The organism is Gloeocapsopsis sp. IPPAS B-1203, assembly GCF_002749975.1.
In the GTDB taxonomy this organism is placed as follows: Bacteria; Cyanobacteriota; Cyanobacteriia; order Cyanobacteriales; family Chroococcidiopsidaceae; genus Gloeocapsopsis.
In genome coordinates, this window is record NZ_PEIG01000017.1 from 60,029 (window position 1) to 78,872 (window position 18,844).

At 42.6% G+C, this 18,844-nt stretch carries 20 protein-coding genes; 8 read left to right on the forward strand and 12 right to left on the reverse strand.

The features are described from left to right. Positions 1-5 precede the first annotated feature (5 nt). The 3 genes from CSQ79_RS23150 to CSQ79_RS23155 all read right to left on the reverse strand — a co-directional run bounded on the left by CSQ79_RS23150 (position 6) and on the right by CSQ79_RS23155 (position 1,066). A complete protein-coding gene (locus CSQ79_RS23150) occupies positions 6-215 on the reverse strand; it encodes a DUF6887 family protein (RefSeq protein WP_099703470.1) in 210 nt (69 codons plus the stop codon). Then, positions 212-352 carry a DUF6888 family protein gene (locus CSQ79_RS29055; RefSeq protein WP_502693960.1) on the reverse strand — a complete coding sequence of 47 codons (141 nt, stop codon included), beginning with the start codon at positions 350-352 and terminating at the stop codon, positions 212-214. The genes CSQ79_RS23150 and CSQ79_RS29055 overlap by 4 nt, the downstream gene beginning before the upstream one ends. Positions 353-424: 72 nt before the next feature. Next, positions 425-1,066: a TetR/AcrR family transcriptional regulator gene (locus CSQ79_RS23155; protein WP_099703471.1), complete on the reverse strand. Its 642-nt coding sequence runs from the start codon at positions 1,064-1,066 to the stop codon at positions 425-427. A 143-nt stretch (positions 1,067-1,209) separates the two neighbouring features. Between CSQ79_RS23155 and CSQ79_RS23160 the strand changes: the two genes are divergently transcribed. Further along, complete coding sequence (locus CSQ79_RS23160; protein WP_099703472.1) at positions 1,210-2,343, forward strand: FAD-dependent monooxygenase; 1,134 nt, start codon at positions 1,210-1,212, stop codon at positions 2,341-2,343. Here CSQ79_RS23160 and CSQ79_RS23165 read toward each other — a convergent pair. From CSQ79_RS23165 to CSQ79_RS23175, 4 genes are all read right to left on the reverse strand, one after another. Beyond that, positions 2,340-2,639 (reverse strand): antibiotic biosynthesis monooxygenase family protein, encoded by a 300-nt coding sequence (locus CSQ79_RS23165; protein WP_099703473.1) that lies wholly within the window; start codon positions 2,637-2,639, stop codon positions 2,340-2,342. The two genes, CSQ79_RS23160 and CSQ79_RS23165, sit on opposite strands and share 4 nt — an antisense overlap. Positions 2,640-2,708: 69 nt before the next feature. Then, complete coding sequence (locus tag CSQ79_RS27155; RefSeq protein WP_143755493.1) at positions 2,709-2,855, reverse strand: type II toxin-antitoxin system HicA family toxin; 147 nt, start codon at positions 2,853-2,855, stop codon at positions 2,709-2,711. Next, positions 2,852-3,040, reverse strand: coding sequence for a type II toxin-antitoxin system HicB family antitoxin (locus CSQ79_RS23170; protein ID WP_099703474.1), 189 nt, complete (start codon positions 3,038-3,040; stop codon positions 2,852-2,854). Before CSQ79_RS23170 ends, CSQ79_RS27155 begins: the two co-directional genes overlap by 4 nt. Positions 3,041-3,202: 162 nt before the next feature. Further along, positions 3,203-4,723: a beta-barrel domain-containing protein gene (locus CSQ79_RS23175; protein ID WP_099703475.1), complete on the reverse strand. Its 1,521-nt coding sequence runs from the start codon at positions 4,721-4,723 to the stop codon at positions 3,203-3,205. A gap of 165 nt (positions 4,724-4,888) precedes the next feature. On the opposite strand from CSQ79_RS23175, the gene CSQ79_RS23180 reads away from it, so the two are divergent. Genes CSQ79_RS23180 through CSQ79_RS23190 form a run of 3 tightly spaced genes read left to right on the forward strand, consistent with a single transcriptional unit; the run spans position 4,889 to position 6,506 of the window. Next, on the forward strand, positions 4,889-5,176 hold the full coding sequence (locus CSQ79_RS23180; protein WP_099703476.1) for a hypothetical protein: 288 nt from the start codon (positions 4,889-4,891) through the stop codon (positions 5,174-5,176). Positions 5,177-5,215: 39 nt separating this feature from the next. Further along, positions 5,216-5,575 (forward strand): cupin domain-containing protein, encoded by a 360-nt coding sequence (locus CSQ79_RS23185; protein WP_099703477.1) that lies wholly within the window; start codon positions 5,216-5,218, stop codon positions 5,573-5,575. Next, positions 5,559-6,506 carry a ChaN family lipoprotein gene (locus tag CSQ79_RS23190; protein WP_099703478.1) on the forward strand — a complete coding sequence of 316 codons (948 nt, stop codon included), beginning with the start codon at positions 5,559-5,561 and terminating at the stop codon, positions 6,504-6,506. The genes CSQ79_RS23185 and CSQ79_RS23190 overlap by 17 nt, the downstream gene beginning before the upstream one ends. 387 nt (positions 6,507-6,893) lie before the next feature. Here CSQ79_RS23190 and CSQ79_RS23195 read toward each other — a convergent pair whose 3' ends face one another. From CSQ79_RS23195 to CSQ79_RS23205, 3 genes are all read right to left on the reverse strand, one after another. Continuing rightward, complete coding sequence (locus CSQ79_RS23195) at positions 6,894-9,239, reverse strand: sensor histidine kinase (protein WP_289501474.1); 2,346 nt, start codon at positions 9,237-9,239, stop codon at positions 6,894-6,896. Positions 9,240-9,587: 348 nt separating this feature from the next. Continuing rightward, positions 9,588-10,400 (reverse strand): inositol monophosphatase family protein, encoded by an 813-nt coding sequence (locus tag CSQ79_RS23200; protein ID WP_099703480.1) that lies wholly within the window; start codon positions 10,398-10,400, stop codon positions 9,588-9,590. Then, complete coding sequence (locus tag CSQ79_RS23205; protein ID WP_099703481.1) at positions 10,397-11,839, reverse strand: BCD family MFS transporter; 1,443 nt, start codon at positions 11,837-11,839, stop codon at positions 10,397-10,399. The genes CSQ79_RS23200 and CSQ79_RS23205 overlap by 4 nt, the downstream gene beginning before the upstream one ends. A gap of 278 nt (positions 11,840-12,117) precedes the next feature. Here CSQ79_RS23205 and CSQ79_RS23210 point away from each other — a divergent pair, with 278 nt between their 5' ends. Both CSQ79_RS23210 and CSQ79_RS28705 read left to right on the forward strand, forming a co-directional pair. Beyond that, positions 12,118-13,065: an aldo/keto reductase gene (locus CSQ79_RS23210; protein WP_099703482.1), complete on the forward strand. Its 948-nt coding sequence runs from the start codon at positions 12,118-12,120 to the stop codon at positions 13,063-13,065. A 275-nt stretch (positions 13,066-13,340) separates the two neighbouring features. Further along, positions 13,341-13,565, forward strand: a complete 225-nt coding sequence (locus tag CSQ79_RS28705) for a methyltransferase family protein (protein ID WP_354000928.1) — start codon at positions 13,341-13,343, stop codon at positions 13,563-13,565. 68 nt (positions 13,566-13,633) lie between these two features. Here CSQ79_RS28705 and CSQ79_RS23220 read toward each other — a convergent pair whose 3' ends face one another. Beyond that, positions 13,634-15,028: a DEAD/DEAH box helicase gene (locus tag CSQ79_RS23220; RefSeq protein ID WP_099703483.1), complete on the reverse strand. Its 1,395-nt coding sequence runs from the start codon at positions 15,026-15,028 to the stop codon at positions 13,634-13,636. Between the two features lie 46 nt (positions 15,029-15,074). Next, positions 15,075-16,397: a 30S ribosomal protein S12 methylthiotransferase RimO gene (gene rimO, locus CSQ79_RS23225; RefSeq protein ID WP_099703484.1), complete on the reverse strand. Its 1,323-nt coding sequence runs from the start codon at positions 16,395-16,397 to the stop codon at positions 15,075-15,077. A gap of 432 nt (positions 16,398-16,829) precedes the next feature. Here rimO and btpA point away from each other — a divergent pair, with 432 nt between their 5' ends. Together btpA and CSQ79_RS23235 are read left to right on the forward strand one after the other, a co-directional pair. After that, positions 16,830-17,687, forward strand: a complete 858-nt coding sequence (gene btpA / locus CSQ79_RS23230; RefSeq protein WP_099703485.1) for a photosystem I biogenesis protein BtpA — start codon at positions 16,830-16,832, stop codon at positions 17,685-17,687. A gap of 94 nt (positions 17,688-17,781) precedes the next feature. Continuing rightward, positions 17,782-18,738: a vitamin K epoxide reductase family protein gene (locus tag CSQ79_RS23235; RefSeq protein WP_099703486.1), complete on the forward strand. Its 957-nt coding sequence runs from the start codon at positions 17,782-17,784 to the stop codon at positions 18,736-18,738. Positions 18,739-18,844: the final 106 nt, after the last annotated feature.

The following is an 18,844-nucleotide window of genomic DNA, read 5'->3' on the forward strand; positions in this document are numbered from 1 at the left end:
GCCTATCACGGCTTTGACTCATTACGAAAACGCTTAGTAAATTCAGGATAATTTTCTAAATCTTGCAATGACTCCAATGGTAGCATCTCAATCCAGTTTCCTTCTACATGGAGTTTGTCTATATAAGTATAAAAAGCCTCTTGATCGTCTCGATGTGTAAGAACATAATCGTGCAATTCTTTTTGAGACATAGCTTGAAAGTTAAGTTTACTCATGCAATGTATCTCCATCTGCCGTTTGCATATATTTCTATGATATTTTCTTCTCTTGCTAAGCGAAAGATGTTTCCTGTACGTTCATCCATGCGAACGATGTTGATAGGTAAGTAAAGCTTAGTGAAGCAGCAGCACAATACATAACACTGCGTTTTTTGCTCCAGTGTAGGGATACCCTGAACTCCTCAATCTTCTTCAATATTCCGTGATTATCGCACACCTGCCAAGATGAATGCGATCGCCTCTTGAGTATGTTTTTCCAACATTGCTTTACTGAAAACCCGTTTACCTTGAGGATGTTGTTGAATATTTCCCGCACCAATGAAATAAAATAAGCAACTTCCCATAATATTAATTGCTGAGATAAAAGGATCGATTTGACGAAATACTCCCGCTGTAACTCCGCGATCTAAGATATTTACCAAAGTTGTATCAATGCTTAAAGAACTACTGCGCTTATAGTATTTCCCTTGATTTTGTACAGCTTCATGAAACATGATTGTTGGTAATTTTGGGTTGCGTGCGACACAATCAAGCAATGCTGTCAAAAACTTCTCTAATGCTGCTTCAGGAGATAGCGCTTCTAAATTCAATTGTTGAGTAACTTGTAAAAGTTCTGCGTGCGATCGCTCCAACACTGCTTGATACAAACCCTCTTTGTCTTTGAAATAATAATAAATCATCGACTTTGCCACACCTGTTTTTGCGGCGATCGCCTCAGTTCTCGCAGCCATTAACCCATGTTGGGCAAACTCTGCTTCTGCTGCTGTCAAAATAACGGCTTGAGTTGCTTCAGCATCTCGACACTTCTTAACCCTCTGTACTTTTTCAGATTTTGCTGGACGCACCACAGTTGTTTTAAGAATCAATAGCAGTGGTTAGTATAACGTTTATCGACCGAACAGTCAGTTGACAAAGACAAAGTTAACTTATTTAATTAAAATTAATCGACAGACTTGTCAGTTGATAAAAATCCTAGAAGGAGCTAAACAAAATGCATGCGGCAAAAATAATTATCATTGGTGGTGGAATTGGTGGTGCAGCAACAGCATTAGCTTTACATCGTGCGGGCTTTGATTTCACAGTTTATGAACGATCGCAACAATTACGCGAGGTTGGGGCTGGGATTGCACTCTGGGCAAATGCAACACATATCTTGCAGAATTTAGGTTTACTGAATAATGCAATGCAAGTTGGTTGTCTTACCACAAATTATCAATTCAACTCGCAACACGGTAAGGAGTTAGTCAACATTGCTGTAGATAATTTTGAGTTACCCGTTATCGGAATTCATCGCGCCGAATTACATCAGTTACTATGGCAGAATGTTCCGCGTGAAAAGTTCATTTTAGGAGAAACCTTTGAGCGATTTGAACGTAGTGAAAGCGAAGTTTGTGCTTACTTTAAGTCAGGTTTGAGTGTTACCGGAGATGCTTTGATTGGTGCGGATGGTTTGCGATCGCGAGTGCGAACATCACTGCTAGGCGATCAACCGCTAACGTACCGTAACTTTAAAACTTGGCGTGGTTTGACCGATTATATTCCGAGTAGATATCGCCCTGGCTACATTCAGGAGTTTTTAGGGCGTGGTAAAGGTTTTGGGTTTATGATGCTAGGCAAAGGAAAAATGTATTGGTACGCCGCAGCTTACGCCCCAGAAGCCCAACCGGATGCGGCGATCGGTCGTAAACAAGAATTAGAAAGAATGTATCAAGACTGGTTTCCATCGATTCCTGAATTGATTGCTGCCACAGAAGAAGCTAACATTTTGACAACGGATCTTTATGATCGTCCCCCAATCCAACCGTGGAGTCAGCAAAATATAACATTACTTGGTGATGCTGCGCACCCCATGCTACCTACAATGGGACAAGGAGCTTGTACTGCTTTAGAGGATGCGTATGTCATTGCCAAATGCTTGCAAGCATCAGATCCAATAACTGCTTTCCAAAATTATGAATCCTTACGATTTGAGCGCACTAAGGCGATCGTTGTGCAGTCTTTACGCTCAAGCAAAATGGGTGAATTAACACATCCTTTAGCTGTAGGCTTTCGCAATACTTTTATGAAAGTTATGAGTTCAGCAATTAGTAACAGCTTCCAGTCACTTCATGCTTACAGAGCTTAGATATTATTCAATACGGTTTCATAATGTTCTACCGTTGGAAACGGCTCATAGAAATGATGCAATAGAGAACGCCACTCTTGATACTCTGGAGATTGTCGAAATCCAACTATATGATCTTCTAACTTTTGCCAGCGTACAAGCAATATATATCTATTTGTAGTTTCTAAGCAACGTTGCAGTTCATGAGAACTGTATCCAGGCATAGAAGCAATGATAGTTGAAGCAGTTTTGAAAGCAGTTTCAAATTCAACAGCCAAACCAGGCTTAATGTCGAGAATTGCAACTTCTAGTATCACAGGTTGGAATCCTAACTCAACATCGATTGCGACTTCTCTTAAAGTACTACCATTACTAATAAACTTCAGCTAACTTGAGCCTAGATGCTGGTAAAGCTTCAAGTACTGTGCCCCACGCATAGCTTGAGGGTTTTGATACCAATCATGTTTGCCACCGTGACGGATGAAAACACAACCCATTTCCTCAATCTTCTTAATTAAGTCTCTGCGCTTCACAGCACTGCAAGTTCTGCAACTTTACGAACATTTGGAATAGTGCCACTTGTTAACTCATTGTAAATATCGAGCAGATTGTCTCTTAATTCCTCTTCCGTCTCGCCTTGAGTCCAATAGTCAGGATATTCTTCGAGAAAGCCTAACCACATATCATCATCTTGCCAATAAATGTACCTCTGTTTCATCTGGCACCTCTTTTTGAACTAAGAAGTAAGTCAACTGAAGTAAATATTCTTAAGTTAAGGCAGGTAAGATGCCTACCCCACATTTAGTGTTTGATCTAATGCACTTACTTAAATTGTTTGAGTATCAAAAAGTAACTGCTATTGCTTGATATATAGATACATTTACCTCACAGAAAATGCTTCACTAAAGCGCCGTGTTACTGGTTCGAGTAAGAACGTTAAAACTGATTTGCGGCGAGTGACAATTTCGCCTGTTGCACTCATACCTGGAGTCAACTGTACTTCTTGACCGCGAACTTGTAGTGCATTTCTCTCTAATTTAAGTCGTGTGGGAAATACTAAGCCTAACTTTTCGTCGTTAACGGCATTAGGACTCACACTAATCACTTCAGCATTAATTGTGCCAAATTCTTGAAAAGGGAAAGTTGCCAATTTTACTTTTGCCCGCATTCCTTCGCGAATGAAACCAATATCGCGGTTGAGAACGCGAACTTCTAGTAACAATTCTTCACCATCAGGGAGAATAGATAGTAACTCTTCTCCTGGTTGTACTGGTCCACTTGTGGCTTTGATGCTATAAATTGTGCCATCGACTGGAGCTGTAATAACTTCTTGTTCGCGCTGTTTTTGGGCTTGAACTAGTTGTCCTTGAACTGTTGCTTGCTCTTCTCGCCGTCTATTAAGTTGCGTTAAGATTTCGCTTTGGCGTTCTGATGCCAAACTTGCTGCTTGATCGCGTGCTGCTTGATACGCTTGTTCGGCTTGGCGCACTTGTTGTGCTTGAGCCGCAATCTCTTTTTCTATTGACATCACGCGATCTTGTGCTTCGACAATGCGCGATCGCGCATTAGTGATTCCATCTTCGGCGTTAGTCACACCTGCTTGCGCTTGCAAAACAGCGTTTTGTGCTTCGATATAATCGAGGCGAGGTGCTGCACCATCTTCTAGAAGAGTACGCAGGCTAGCTTCGCGTTTTTCAGCGTTTGCCAGTAAACTTTTAGCTTTTTCTGCGATACTTTGGGCATTAGCTTGGTTTTGCTGAGCGTTGGCTACAGTCGTTCTTGCATTCACAAGGTTATCTTGCAAACGGCTTAAGCGTACTCTCGCTTCGTTAGCTACTGCTGCTTGACGATTTGCTTCGGCTACTGCTGCTGCTTGACGTGCTTCAAAGTTTTGCATCCGAGAACTGAGTAACTGATCTTGAAGACCGGTTCCTGATGCTGCTGCGCCAGTACGTTCTGCTTCTAATCGTTCGAGATCTTCACCAATCAATTGTGCCGATCGCGTTAAGCGATCAACTTCAGCTTGAGGTAAATCGGAGTTTCGTTCCACAAGAACATCGCCTTGATTGACGCGATCGCCTTCTCGTACTCGTACCGCTAAGATTGATCCTTCTCCTAGTGCGCGCACTGGTCGTACTTGTGTAGACGCGATTAATTCTCCTGGTGCTACCGCAACTTCATCAATCCTGCTAAAGTGCGCCCAACCAATTGCACCAAACACTAGCAAACTAATGCTTCCTGCTAAAAGTCTGGTGTATAAAGGTGGTAATTCTTGAACTGCTTTACCCAACTCGTATGAGAGGAACTCATCGGGAGTTGCAAATTGCTGCTTCACCTGCCGTGATTGTGCGGGTGAGGAAGCTAGTGTCGGACGTTTTACTCTTTGCTGCGTTGTATCCATCTGAAACTGATGGTGCACTACCTAATGATGTTTAACTGATCTAGCGAAGACTATTCACAATTTTGCTATATCTAAAGTAAGGCTTAACTGATGTTAGTTCTTCAGATTTAGCTAGTAGTTGTTAATTATACTAAAAGTCTTGTATTACCACTTAATCTTTATTTTATGATACTGCAACTGCTTGTCCTGATTCATACAATTCAATCATTTTTAGTTCCCATTTGCTTTGTTTGTGCTTGGGCATTTATGAGTGCGATCGCCTGGAGTTTGTGGACTGCAGTCCGTGACGGTGTTGAGACTAGCAAGCGTTTGCATCAAATACCGTGTAGTCATTGTCAATATTTTACTGGTGACTATCGCTTAAAATGCACAGTTCAACCGAGTATTGCCAGTACCGAAGCAGCAGTTGATTGTCTCGACTACCAACCAAAAACGAATCCTCTACTATACTAAGCAACATCTGACTGCATTAACTCTTTTCAAGTTTTCTCAATGCTCGTACAAAAACTCAATGCCTGTCCTGAATTTCTGGCTGGAGATAGCACGCATTTACGCGAATTATTGCACCCAGATAAACAAGCGATCGCCTTACGCTACAGTCTAGCTCATGCTACTTTACCCGTAGGAGAAACTTCACAGCCGCACTCGTTGAAAACGTCTGAAGTTTACTACATTCTCAGCGGAAAAGGTGAAATGCATATCAACAATGAAACTCAAATTGTCGAACCTGGTGATGCGGTTTACATTCCTCCTCATGCAAAACAGTTTATTCACAGTTGTGGTGATGAACCATTAGTTTTTATTTGTATTGTTGATCCAGCATGGCGCAAAGAAGATGAAACGGTTTATTAAAGAGCGTCTACTACGCATTTTGGTTTTATCATTGGGATTTGTTTGGTTGTATAGCATTCCAACTTATGCTGCAACCACATTTTCCCTAGCCGAGACGTCTTCCTTAACTTTAACAAGAAAAAATTTAGCCTCTTCACCGCAAATACTATCTAATCTGTCAGATCTTTTGCCACATCTAGAGAAAGCAAATGTAGTTTATTTAGGAGAAACCCACGACAACCCACAACACCATCAAATGCAGTTAAATATCATTCAATCACTGCACAAGCGACAGCCAAAAATTGCGATCGCGCTTGAAATGTTCCAACGTCCTTACCAACAATTTCTCGATCAGTATATTGCTGGAAAAATTACAGAGCAAGAACTCTTAGAAAAAACCGAATATAATCAGCGTTGGAGTTTTCCGTGGGAACATTATGCTCCAATCCTCCGCTATGCTCAAGCAAACAACTTACCAGTTTTAGCTTTAAACACTCCTTCTGAAATAACTCGCCAAGTTGCTCGTGAAGGATTAGCTAGTCTGACACGGCAACAACGACAATTTATCCCGCCTGCTACAGAGATTCGCACAGATAATGCTGAGTATCGTCAACTGATTCTCGGTGCCTTCGAGCAACATCAACAAGCTGGACACGGTTCAAGTTCGGACTTGGAAAACTTTTTCCTCGCTCAAGTTTTATGGGATGAAACAATGGCAGAAAAAATTGCTCAGTTTCACCAAGCAAATCCTAGCTATCAAGTTATAGTATTAGCAGGACAAGGACATATTATTTATGGTTATGGTATCCCTAGCCGCGTTGTTCGTCGCTTACCTAAAAATATTATTCAAAGCTCTGTTTTATTAAGTCCTCCGGAAGAAAAGGTTAATACTAATAGACCAATCGCGAATTTTATTATTGATTACCCTAATCTACAACAAATCACTCCTTAAAACGAAAACTTGTGACTAGTGAACTCGCTATTAATCTAAGTAAGTAAAAATAATTATTAATTGCAAATTTTAGGCTGGTTAATAGTTAATTGTTGCTGCAATGAGCAAAAATCATTGACCAATCACAGCACTCAAGTCCTCGAGTTACGTTTATTAGACCTCCTGCGTGAATGCTGGCGAATAAATTCGCACCTAAATAAACAAGATCCACCAATTCAGAGTTCTGAGTGATGAGTTTTGAGTGTTGAGTTAGGCAAATTCTTTATAATTCAAAATTCAAAATTCAAAATTCAAAACTTGCCTGGATAGCCCCGAAGGGAGTCGTAGAGCAACTACGATTCATGCAGGAGGTCTATTGTTCACTCACTTACTTATTCTTTTACATTGCTAAGAAGTTTCTGTTGTAGGTGTGTAGTTTAGTGGTAGCGTAACAGTAAAAGTTGTGCCAACTCCAACTTCACTTTCCACAGTAATTTGACCGCCATGTAAATCAACGGCATCTTTAACGATAACTAGCCCAAGTCCAGTTCCAGGAAGCTTGCCAGTATTACTACAACGGTAAAAGGAAGTAAATAGATTTGCTTGATCTGCCACAGGAATACCGATTCCGCAATCTTGGACGCGAAAGATCGCAGTTTCCTCATCACAAATCAAGTCCAGTTGAATGTTGCCACCTTGAGGAGAGTACTTAATAGCATTTGAGAGTAAGTTTGTGAGGATGTATCTTAACAAAGTTTCATCTAAGCAAGTTTGGTTGCAGTAGCCTTGACTGATAAATGTTATTTGACGCTGATCGCCAGTACCGAGGTGTAGTTCTTCAATTAAAGAATGACAAAAGTCTACAAGATTAAGAACAGTTGGGTTAAATTCTAGTTTTCCTGCTTCTGCTTTACTAATGATCAGAATATTATCTAATAACTGCGTTAACCGTTTGACGCCCGTTTGAATTTGGTCAAAATATCTATTTTTTTGCTCCACGCTTGCTTTGCGATCAAACTTTTCTAGCATGGTAGCACTCATTTTGATTGCAGTTAAGGGTGTACGAAACTCGTGTGATGTATGAGCAATGAAACGAGATTTGAGTTCGCTTAGCTCTTTTTCTTGTGCTAATTCCTGACGTGTTTCTTGTGCTTGCTTGCGCTCGGTGATATCTTGAGTCAATCCAACAATGCGATACACTTCTCCTTTCGGGTTGTGAACTGGAAAGGTGCGAGTCCAAAGCCAGCGCACTGAGCCATTAGGCTGTACGAGTCGAAACTCAACGTTATAGGTTCCATAAGTAGTTTTGCGGTCTTTGGGAAATACGTGTTTGCGATCTTCTGGATAAACAGCATCGAGCCAGGAGTTCGGATTAGCGTACAAACTTTCACAAGTTTTACCCCAGATTTGCTCGTAGGCAGGACTAATGTAGATGATCTCATTCACATCAGGATCGCTAATCCAGAATACCTCTTGAATATTTTCTGCAAGTTGCCGAAATTTCTCCTCACTGGAACGCACTGACTCTTCTGCTTCTTGAAGTTCGCAGATTTTCATCTGCAACTGTTGATTACTGATTTTCAAGTCATTTTCCTGCAAAGTTAGTGTTGAAACTAGCTTGTTAAGAGACTTAGAGAGATTGGCAACCTCATCTCGACCTTGCACAACTGGAATATTGAGTCTTGTATTTCCTTGACGGATGCGGTCGGCGGCGGCAGCGATCGCCAACATTGGTTTTGTAATATGTTCAGCAATTACCCAACCTAGAATTGCAAATAACACACCTAGTGTGACGTTCCAAGCAAATATTTGGTGCTGTAACTGTCGGGCTGGAGCAAAGGCTACATCTGTTCTCTGCCGTACCAATACCAACCACCCCAATCCAGGGTAATCACGATAACCACTACTGCGAGCAAAGCCAGTTAGATAGGTATGTCCATCGAGCCAGGTTTCAATTCTATAGCTATTTAGCCCACGTTGAGCCTCTTTAACACTCATCAAAGGCAAAGGTTCTGCTGGTAAGTTGTCTGCTTGTGGTTGTGCGTTAAACCCTGGTGGACCTAATAATTCGCTGCCATCTTCTCGAAGAACAAACATTTCTGTGTTACGGCTCTGCAGCGATCGCAATAGCGATTTTTGCACTTCCTGAGACCACGTCCAACTGAGATGAGCACCTAGTACGCCTCGCGGATTACCTTGAAGATCTACCACTGGTGCTGCTACATCGACAAAGCGTAGTGGCTCATTACTGGGACTTGGTAGTAACTTAGCAAGCTTGAGGGCTTCATGGACATCACCTACATAAGGAGCTTGTTGTCCACCAATAAACCAAGGTCTTTGAGCAACACTTACGCCTTCTAGCAATTTTCCAGTACTCGCTTGGACAATACCCTGATTATCTGTTAAGCCAATCCATGCATATTTGGGATAAGTACTTTGCAGCTTTTCTAAGAGTGTGCGCTGCTCTAGCAGGTTAGAGTTTGGATTGCGAATAATATTGAGCGTGCTGACGATTTGAAGATCGCGGTAGCGCTCGAACATTCCTCGATCTAGTTTGTCAGTCATCTGATATGCTAGCTCTGCGAGCGATTGACCAACATTAACTTTGATTTGCTCGCTTGCTGTATAACCTACAATTAAACTGGCTAATATCGAGAGTAAGAAAGCAATAACACCAATTGCCAGTCCAAAACGGGCTTTTAAGCTGCGATGTGGATTAAGATTAGCCGTCAAGTCGCGTGAAAACCTAAGCATCCAAAGCATTCTTCGCCATGTTCTCCTGGAGAAAAGTCTTTGGCAGTTGTACCGTTCTTCTATTCATCGCAACATCCACTCTTGCTTTTTTGCGGTATTTACTGATTTCTGGCGTCTACAGTAAAGTGCGTTCTCGCACAGTAGCATTACGCAACAGAACACATAGCAAAACTTAACCTCACCTCAGTTCTACATCCAACCGAAATTTTACTTAAGTTACGCAATTAAACTGAGTTTGTAGCTGGTTTTACCTAAAAAGACAGTATTTTTTTATACTGCAAGATATCTTCCTCACAAATGCGCGAGGTGCTAGTTGTAGAGCAGATAGAGTCCTTTGGTTATAAAATTTTAATGTGCAATTTTTTGCATAAATGGACGAAAAACTGGTACTAATTCAGGGCGACTAACCACTAAAGTGGGAAAAGAGCGATCGCCATAATCTTTGCCAGAGACTAGCGGAAACAGAGGTTGCGAATGCAGGGATACCCAAGCGCCCCCTGCCGCTTTCACAATTACCCAAGCACCAGCAAGGTCCCACACTTTAGGTGTTGCTTCAACTGCACCTAAAGTCGTTCCAGCGGCGACAGTGAGGAAGTTGTAGCTAGCTACGCCAAGCATCCGAATTTTACAAGGAAAGCCTGGTTGAATGACTGAAGTACTCCGCGCACACAAGCTAAAAAAGTGATTAGAACTTGGAGCATCATTACTACTGTGGATCGGACAATGATTGAGAAATGCCCCCGTAGGCATTGCTAATTGTGATTCTCCTGGAAAAAAGCCATGAAAGACTTGATCGAGGGGTGGTAAGTAGATGCACCCAAAAACAGGAGTTCCTTGGTAGAGCAAACCAAGCGAAATTGCCCACAGTGGAATTCCTCTAGTAAAGTTTGTCGTACCATCTAAAGGATCGATGACCCAGCACCACTCACTTCCAGGAAAAGTTTGATCGCCTTCTTCACTCAAAATACCGTGATCAGGAAAATGAGTTGCGATCGCTCCACGAAATTCTTGATCTGCCCATTTATCCGATTGTGTGACCAAACTTCCATCAGCTTTTTGTGACGCTTGTACGTGTCCAAAATCTTTGAGAAGTTGTGTTCCTACACGTTGGGTTGTTGCTTGCGCAAAGTCGAGAATTGATGTCCAAAAATCAGTATTCAATCTAATTCATTCTCCAATATTGAGGCGATCGCTTGTTTAGCATTTGAACGAAATTCTGTGACATCAACGCGGTTCAGGAACCAAATCGCAAGTATCATACCACAAGCTTGCAAGGTAAATACTAAGCCATAAGAGAAGACACGATCGCTAAATAGCTGTTTGCCAATATCTAAAACTGCACCACCCGTTACAGTTGCTACCGCCCGCGCGATCGCTTGTGCCAATCCCCATGCACCGATAAAAGTTCCTGCGGTTTCTGCTGCAGTTAAATCAAGCATCAAACTAATCGCTCCTGTTGTTGTCACACCGGAGGCTAAACCAAATAAAAGCAACGCTCCTTGTAACATCTGAGGATTTGCACTGAACCCCGATACTACAACTAATACTAAAGACATCGCAACCGTAAAACAGCCTAACTGAGCGGTTTTTTGCTTACCAATCCGTGGCACAATCAAAAATCCAGTACTGCTAATACCCAACAGTGTTCCTGTTCCCCAAAAAGCATTTAGCCGCGTCGTCTCCGAGACACACATCCCAAAAACTTCACCACCATAAGGTTCCATCACTGCTTCTTGCATAAATAAGCTCATCGTCATCACAAGTAAAAAAGAGAAAAAGAGCCCCGTTTGACGGCTAGCACTCAGCACTTTCAACGCGCGTGGTAAGGTAATTTTGTCTTCTCTATCTGCTATAGTCGAACGCGACGTGTAGCGCGAATATTTCTTTTCAACACCCAATGTAGATAATACTGCCAAGCCAAAAACAACAGCAGGTAGTACTAAGAACAAGCGATTAATTGCATTTTGCAAAAACGCTAGATTTTGCGGATCGCTAAAGATAGAAACACTAGAAACTGCTTCCTGGCAAGTTGTCGGTGCAGGGAGTAATCCAGCACTAATAATTGCTCCAATAACAATACCAACCATGAGCATTGACCAGACAATACCAACAAGTTGAGAACGATTTTCCTCATCAGAAACATCAACCAGCAGTGCAGCAAAAGGCGTAGAACTTGAACTCAGCGCTAACCCATACAAAGCAAAAATTCCAGCTAACAGTGCTACCCAACCGTAAGTTTGAAATGTCCAACCTTGTGAGTGAACACTATTTCCTAACTGCCAAGTGACTTGTACTGCAAGAAAAGATGCGATCGCAAATAACGCAGCACCAATCCAAACATAACCAGTGCGGTGTGTTCCACCAATCTTTTTAGCATCCGACAATTGTCCAAACCATAATCGCGCCGGAGCAACAAATTGATGCATTGCAATTGTCCCCGCGACTACAGTTGCAGGAATAACTAGCTCATTAATCATGATTCGGTTGAGTACCCCTAGTGTCAGGATAGACATAATGCCCAATCCCATCTGAAATAAGCCCAGTCGAAACATTGTTAAAAGGTTAATTTTGGGAGAATGCTCCAATGACCCCTTTGACATAATGATTCATACCTTAAAATTAGATTTTGGATGATAGAAAGCGTTTTCTAGCTTGCATCAAGTCGATTGGTATCGTTAAAAAGCGAGTTATTCGCTCTTCATATTGTCAAGCAGAGAAAGTGACCTAAAAAGCGATTAAAATGCTCGTTTTCGTAGTTACCTATTACGTAAGTCCTAAGATATAAAACACTGTTTAATAGCCTACAGACACAGACAGCCGCAATCCACAACGATACACTAGAAGAATATAAAGAAGTGTAAAGAAGTGGTAGCAATAGGTGGAAACAATTAGATTAGGACAAGATGGTTCAGCAGTGACACCCCTATGTATTGGTACATGGGCTTGGGGCGATAAACTCTTTTGGAATTATGGTAGTGACTACGATGTCAATCAACTACGAGAAGCTTTCAAAGCCGCGTTAGAAGCTGGAATAACCTTCTTTGATACTGCTGAGATTTACGGATTTGGGCAGTCAGAAGAGTTTTTAGCGCAATTTATGCAGCAGACAACGCAATCAGTACAGATTGCGACTAAATTTGGTCCTTTTCCTTGGAGATTTACAGGTCAATCAGTCTCGGATGCTCTAACTGATAGCTTAAAACGCCTGCAACTACAAAAAGTACCGCTGTATCAAGTGCATTGGCCTTTTACTTTCTTACTCAGTCAAGAAACACTAATGAACACTTTGGCTGATGAAGTGCAACGTGGCAGAATTGAAGCTATAGGTGTCAGTAACTACTCAGCCGAACAAATGCGCGAAGCCCACGAGTTACTTGCTAGACGCGGCGTACGTTTAGCGGTGAATCAAGTACGCTATTCACTAATGACACGGCAAATTGAGACGAATGGTATTTTGGATACCGCAAAAGAGTTGGGGATCACAATTCTAGCGTATAGCCCGTTGGCACAAGGCTTACTCACAGGTAAATACTCAGCAGACAACTCTGAAACTCCTACTGGCGCGCGCAGAATTGATCCGCGTTTTAGTAAAGACGGTTTGCGAAAAATAGAACCAGTATTATCATTACTGCGACAAATTGGTGCAAAACGCGATCGCACTCCTGCTCAAGTTGCGCTCAACTGGTTAATTACCCAAGGTAATGTTATCCCTATTGCTGGAGCAAAAACAGCCGCACAAGTCAAACAAAACGCTGGTGCTTTAGGCTGGAAACTCAGCGACGATGAATTTGGGCAATTAGACTTAGCGAGTCGTTCCTGGCGATAAGCCGAGTACGTAGCATAGGGAAAGCAGTCGTCTTTCCCTACAGAATTTTCTTCGCAACGATGAAACTTTTAACCGATTGGGGCTTCACTCGTGCAGGATGGCGCAGTAATTAACATGGTGAATACTGGGTACTCGCCCAAGCTTTTTTATTGAGTTGTGTTGTATTACCTATTTACCAACCTGCCATGCTTGGCGAATCAAGTAAATTAATCTACTTTGTGTAGGTTATAGCCTTTGGAATAGGATTAGTTGCTGCTGTTTTTCTTTTCAAAGGCTTGTGGGATCTAGGTGATAGTCTTACTCCATTACCATATCCTAAAAATAATGGACAATTAGTGCAAACTGGCGTTTATGGTATTGTGCGCCATCCACTTTACAGTGGTGTAATTTTAGCTGCACTTAGTTGGACTATGTTCGTACTTAGTTTGTCTTACTTAGTAAGAACTGCAATTTTATTGACTTTTTTTGACCTAAAGCTAGCAAAGAAGAAGCCTGGTTAATCCAGAATCCAGATTATCCAGACTATTGTCAACTTGTCAAAAAGCTAATTTCTCAGATTTACTAGAATTTAGCTATTTTTTGAGACTGATTGCGAACGTGGCGATCGCAAAATCGGTTTTGGTGTACTTTGTTTTTCGGGTTCAATTGTTCCGCCTTCTGACTGCATCCAAGCGGGACGAGTTGAATCATATGCCATCTGTAATGCTGCTGCGGCGATCGCATGTACGTCATACTCATTACTGAGATCGCGCACAATTGGCAAGAAAGAAGCTAGACGTTCTCCCGAGAGCACCTCTTGTACTTGAGTTTGCAGCTTTTCTAGATGACGTCCTTCAATTTGCGCCCGTGTAGGAATCGAAAGCACTTTCCAACTTTGGCGAACGTGCCGTTCAATGAGTTGCTGCTTACGCCGTTCAAACGGTTGTACCAGTGCAATTGCGGTTCCTTCTTTACCTGCACGTCCAGTACGCCCGATGCGATGCACATACGTTTCAACACTATCAGGTAAATCGTAGTTGATAACGTGCGTTAAATCTTCTACATCCAAGCCACGCGCCGCAATATCTGTAGCAATGACCCAGCGGACTTGCTTGTTACGAAAGCGCATTAATAGTCTTTCTCGCGCTTGCTGAGTGAGATCGCCGTGGTACTCATCTGCGCTGTAACCTGCAGCTTGCAATTGATTAGTTAGTTCAGCCGCTGTCTTTCTAGTACGCACAAAGATCAATGCTGATTCAGGATCTTCCAGTGCCAAAATGGGCTGTAATGCTCGTGCTTTACTCCAATGACGCGGGATCAAATATGCAACTTGATTGATGCGTGTTGGAGCAGCCTTTGGTTGTTCGACTGTGACTGTTACAGGCGATCGCAAAAACTTCGTTACTAATTGCCGAATTGTTGATGGCATCGTTGCGGAGAACAACGCTGTTTGCCGTTCTGTGGGTGCAGTCTGTAAAATCCTTTCGACGTCGTCAATAAAGCCCATGCTTAGCATTTCATCGGCTTCATCTAATACCATCCAATTGATTTGATTGAGCTGTAGGCTACCTCGGTTGATCAGATCAATGACTCGTCCAGGTGTACCAACAACAATTTGGACACCGCGCTTTAATTGCAACATTTGTCGGTCAATTGATTGACCACCGTAAATTGCTGCTACGCGGACATTTTGATCGCCAATAAAGCTCGAAATTGCTTCTTTTACCTGCACCGCTAACTCTCGTGTTGGTGTCAGGATCAAAGCCTGCACTGATTTTTGGTGGGGATCGATACGCTCTAGAATCGGCAAAGAAAATGCGGCTGTTTTTCCGGTACCAGTTTGAGATTGTCCCACAACATCGCGCCCTGCTAGTAAGTGGGGAATCGCTTGCGCTTGAATATTTGTTGCTGTTGTAAATCCAACTTTTTCTAAATGTTTAATACGTGTTTCTGAAAGACCCAAGCTTTCAAAGGAAAAATTCATCTAGTCTCCTAATATGTATTGTGTTTCGCTTTCAACGAGCCACTAATTAGTTATTAATGGCTATCTGACCGTAAAGGTCGTAAATATCGGCGTCGGTAATCTTGACTGGTACCAGAGAACCTAGCCGCGCTGCACCCTGAACGTAAACTAAACCATCGACTTCTGGAGAGAAGCGGGTAGAACGTCCTACTAAATCCCCAGTTTCTGGATTTTCTTGCTCAATCAGCACGTCTATTACTTTGCCGACTTCCTGTTGATTCTTACGCCATGAAATCGGCTGCTGAATTTCCATTACCGCATCGCGTCGTGCTTCCATGACTTCCTGTGGTAACTGATTTGGCAAACTATACGCCGGAGTTCCTTCTTCTGGAGAGAATGTAAATACTCCTACGTGGTCGAATTCGTGACGCTGAACAAACTGCTGTAGATGCTCAAAGTGTTCGTCAGTCTCTCCAGGAAATCCAACGATAAATGTTGTTCTTAGCACCGCCTGCGGAATTGCTTGCTTAATGCGTTCGATAATTCCATCGTTAACTCGCCCTTGCCAAGGACGGTTCATGGCTCGCAGAATTTCTGGATGTGAGTGCTGTAATGGTAAATCTAAATAAGGTAGAACATTAGGTGTTGCTTGAATTGCCTCAATGACTTTTGGCGTCAGTCCTGTAGGATAGGCATAGTGCATCCGAATCCAAGGAATATTGACTTTACCTAATGCCTGTAAGAGTTCCGCTAAGCGCGGCTCTCCATAAAGATCGACACCATAGTTTGTCGTAATTTGCGAAATTAAGATAATTTCCTGCACTCCTTGCGCCGCTAATTGTTCTGCTTCTGCCACAATTGATTCAATCGAGCGCGATCGCTGATTTCCTCGCAAATGCGGAATAATACAAAACGCGCAGCGGTAGTCACATCCTTCCGCAACACGCAGGTAAGCTACACCTTCAGTTGTTGTTCGGTAGCGTGGCGTTGTCTCATCAGCAATATAAGTTGGTTCTGCAGTTACTTCTTGAACTCTTTCTCCTTCTTCTACTCGGTGAATCACGTTGACTATTTTGTGATAGTCACCTGTTCCTACCACTGCTACTGCTTCAGGCAACTCTTCCATGAGTTCTTGCTGGAAGTGCTGTGCCATACAGCCCGCAATTACAATTTTTTTTCCAGCGTCTGCTAGTTCTACCAAAGTTCGTACAGATTCTTCCCGCGCGGCTTGAATAAAGCTGCAGGTATTTACTATGACATAATCTGCTAGTTCTTCGTTTGTATCTACACCATAACCAGCTTCAACTAGAAGCCCTAGCATGTGTTCCGTATCGATTCGGTTTTTCTCGCAGCCCAAATGAGAAATCGCAATTGTTGGCTTATCAACCATAGAGTAAGTTACTTGTGTTTAGCAGTCTAAAATATCGCTAGCGGATTTTACTGCTTTAAAAACACAGATTCATCAGCTTACTCCACCAGCGCTAACAATGGATTGTAATGCCGTTTCTTTGCTGGGCTGAGAGGATAAAACCGAATTACGTTTAAATTTCTTAATTTTAAACTTAAAGAAATACCAATTGTTAAACTGGTATTAAGCTACCCTACTTTGCCCTGTGCATTGTTTTATTTGTAGGAACAATAGTTGTTACCTACCCTGGTGTTGGAGTGGCAAGCTCCTGTTCACCTGAATAGTATCTTAACATATCTTATGAATACTGTGCTGCTAACTTCAATAAAGGATAAATTATGTCATCGCTGCGTATACTATTTAAGTTGCTTTGTTTAACTGCGCTCAAGCTGAAGCGTCTGTAGTGGAGAAGAAGTGGACTTAAAGCAGCTATTTAAAACTCCTAACCCAATCATAGGCGTAGTTCATTTACTGCCGTTACCCACTGCACCTGGCTGGGGTGGAAACCTCAAAGCAGTGATTGACCGTGCCGAACAAGAAGCAACAGCGCTTGCGAGTGGCGGTGTTGATGGTATCATCATCGAAAACTTCTTCGACGCGCCGTTCACGAAGAACCAAGTAGATCCTGCTGTTGTTAGTGCTATGACAGTAGTGATTCAACGACTGATGCATCTTGTGGCTGTTCCAATCGGGGTAAATGTCTTACGTAATGATGCTCACAGTGCCTTAGCGATCGCCACAGTCGTCAAAGCACAATTTATTCGTGTCAATGTGTTGACTGGTGTCATGGCAACTGATCAAGGATTAATTGAGGGGCAAGCACACCAATTGCTACGTTATCGTCGCGAAATTGGCAGCGACGTCAAAATTTTTGCGGATGTGCTTGTCAAACACGCACGACCTCTAAGTTCTCCTAATCTAACGGTTGCGGTACAAGACACTATTGAGCGCGGTTTGGCTGACGCTGTTATTTTGTCAGGTTGGGCAACAGGTAGCCCGCCAGATTTACAAGATTTAGAACTCGCGAAAGCTGCCGCCCACGACACGCCAGTTTTGATTGGGAGTGGTGCTAGTTGGGAAAATATTTCCATACTCATGCAAGCTGCAGATGGCGTCATTGTCTCCTCATCGCTGAAACGTCACGGTCGCCGCGAGCAAACAATTGATCCAATTCGTGTTAACCAATTTGTAGAGGCTGCAAGGAGTAGCAAGCAGAAGCTCATTGAAGACCAGATAGAAATCAAAGACCAAGGTTCAGAAATTAGAAGTTAGCAGTATGCCACAATGCTAATTTAAACTTGTCAAAATAAAACTGAGGCAATAAAACAGTTTTAGGATGAAAACATATCACTACTAGCCACTAACCATGAGTCGCCGACGTATTCCTTGGATTCATCGATGGTCCCGTCCGCTAATTGCAGCGATCGCGCTGTTAGGTGCAATAACCACCGCGTACTTAACCATAGTAAAATTTACCCAAAGTTCCACTGCTTGCCCTGCGGGTAACTGCGATCTTGTCCTTTCTAGCCCTTATGCGACAGTTTTTGGACTACCACTAGCCTTGTTTGGCTTTTTGGCTTATGCCAGTATGACAGCTTTTGCTTTGGCACCTTTGGGTATTAATCCAGGACGAAAGAAAGAACTGCGTTCCCAAGTAGAGAATTGGACTTGGTTGCTACTATTGGCTGGTGCGATCGCCATGACAGTCTTTAGTGGCTACTTAATGTATCTACTTTTTTCACAAATTCAAGCGACGTGTATTTACTGTATTGCCTCGGCAATCTTCTCGGTTAGCCTACTGGTTCTGACCGTCGTTGGTCGTGCGTGGGAGGACATTGGACAAATTTTCTTCACAGCGATCGTTGTCGGTATGATCACCTTAATTGGTACTCTTGGTATCTACGCAGGAATCAACCAACCAACAGCAACAACTCCAGGACAATCAAGCACAAGTTTAAGTCCAACGACAGCACCAACACCAGGTGTTGGCTGGCAAATTACCACGACCTCCGGAGAAGCTGAGATTGCTTTAGCGCGTCACCTAAATCAAATTGGTGCTAGGGAATTTGTAGCTTGGTGGTGTCCCCACTGTCACGAACAAAAGGAGCTTTTTGGACAACAAGCCTACGCCGAAATCAATCACATTGAATGTGCTGCAGACGGTCAAAACGCACGTCCTGATCTTTGTCAAACGGCAGGTATTCAAAGCTTCCCAACTTGGGAAATTAACGGTCAATTGTATCCAGGTTTAAGATCTTTACAAGAGTTAGCAGAACTTTCTGGCTACAAAGGTTCACAAAATTTTCGATACTCTCCCTCATAATGAATTGTTAGTAGGTATGATTTTGAGACTACCTACCCGAAAGAAGCTAGTCTTTTTTACCTAGCTGTCGATTTCTCAACCTAATCTATGCAAAATATTTTTGCCT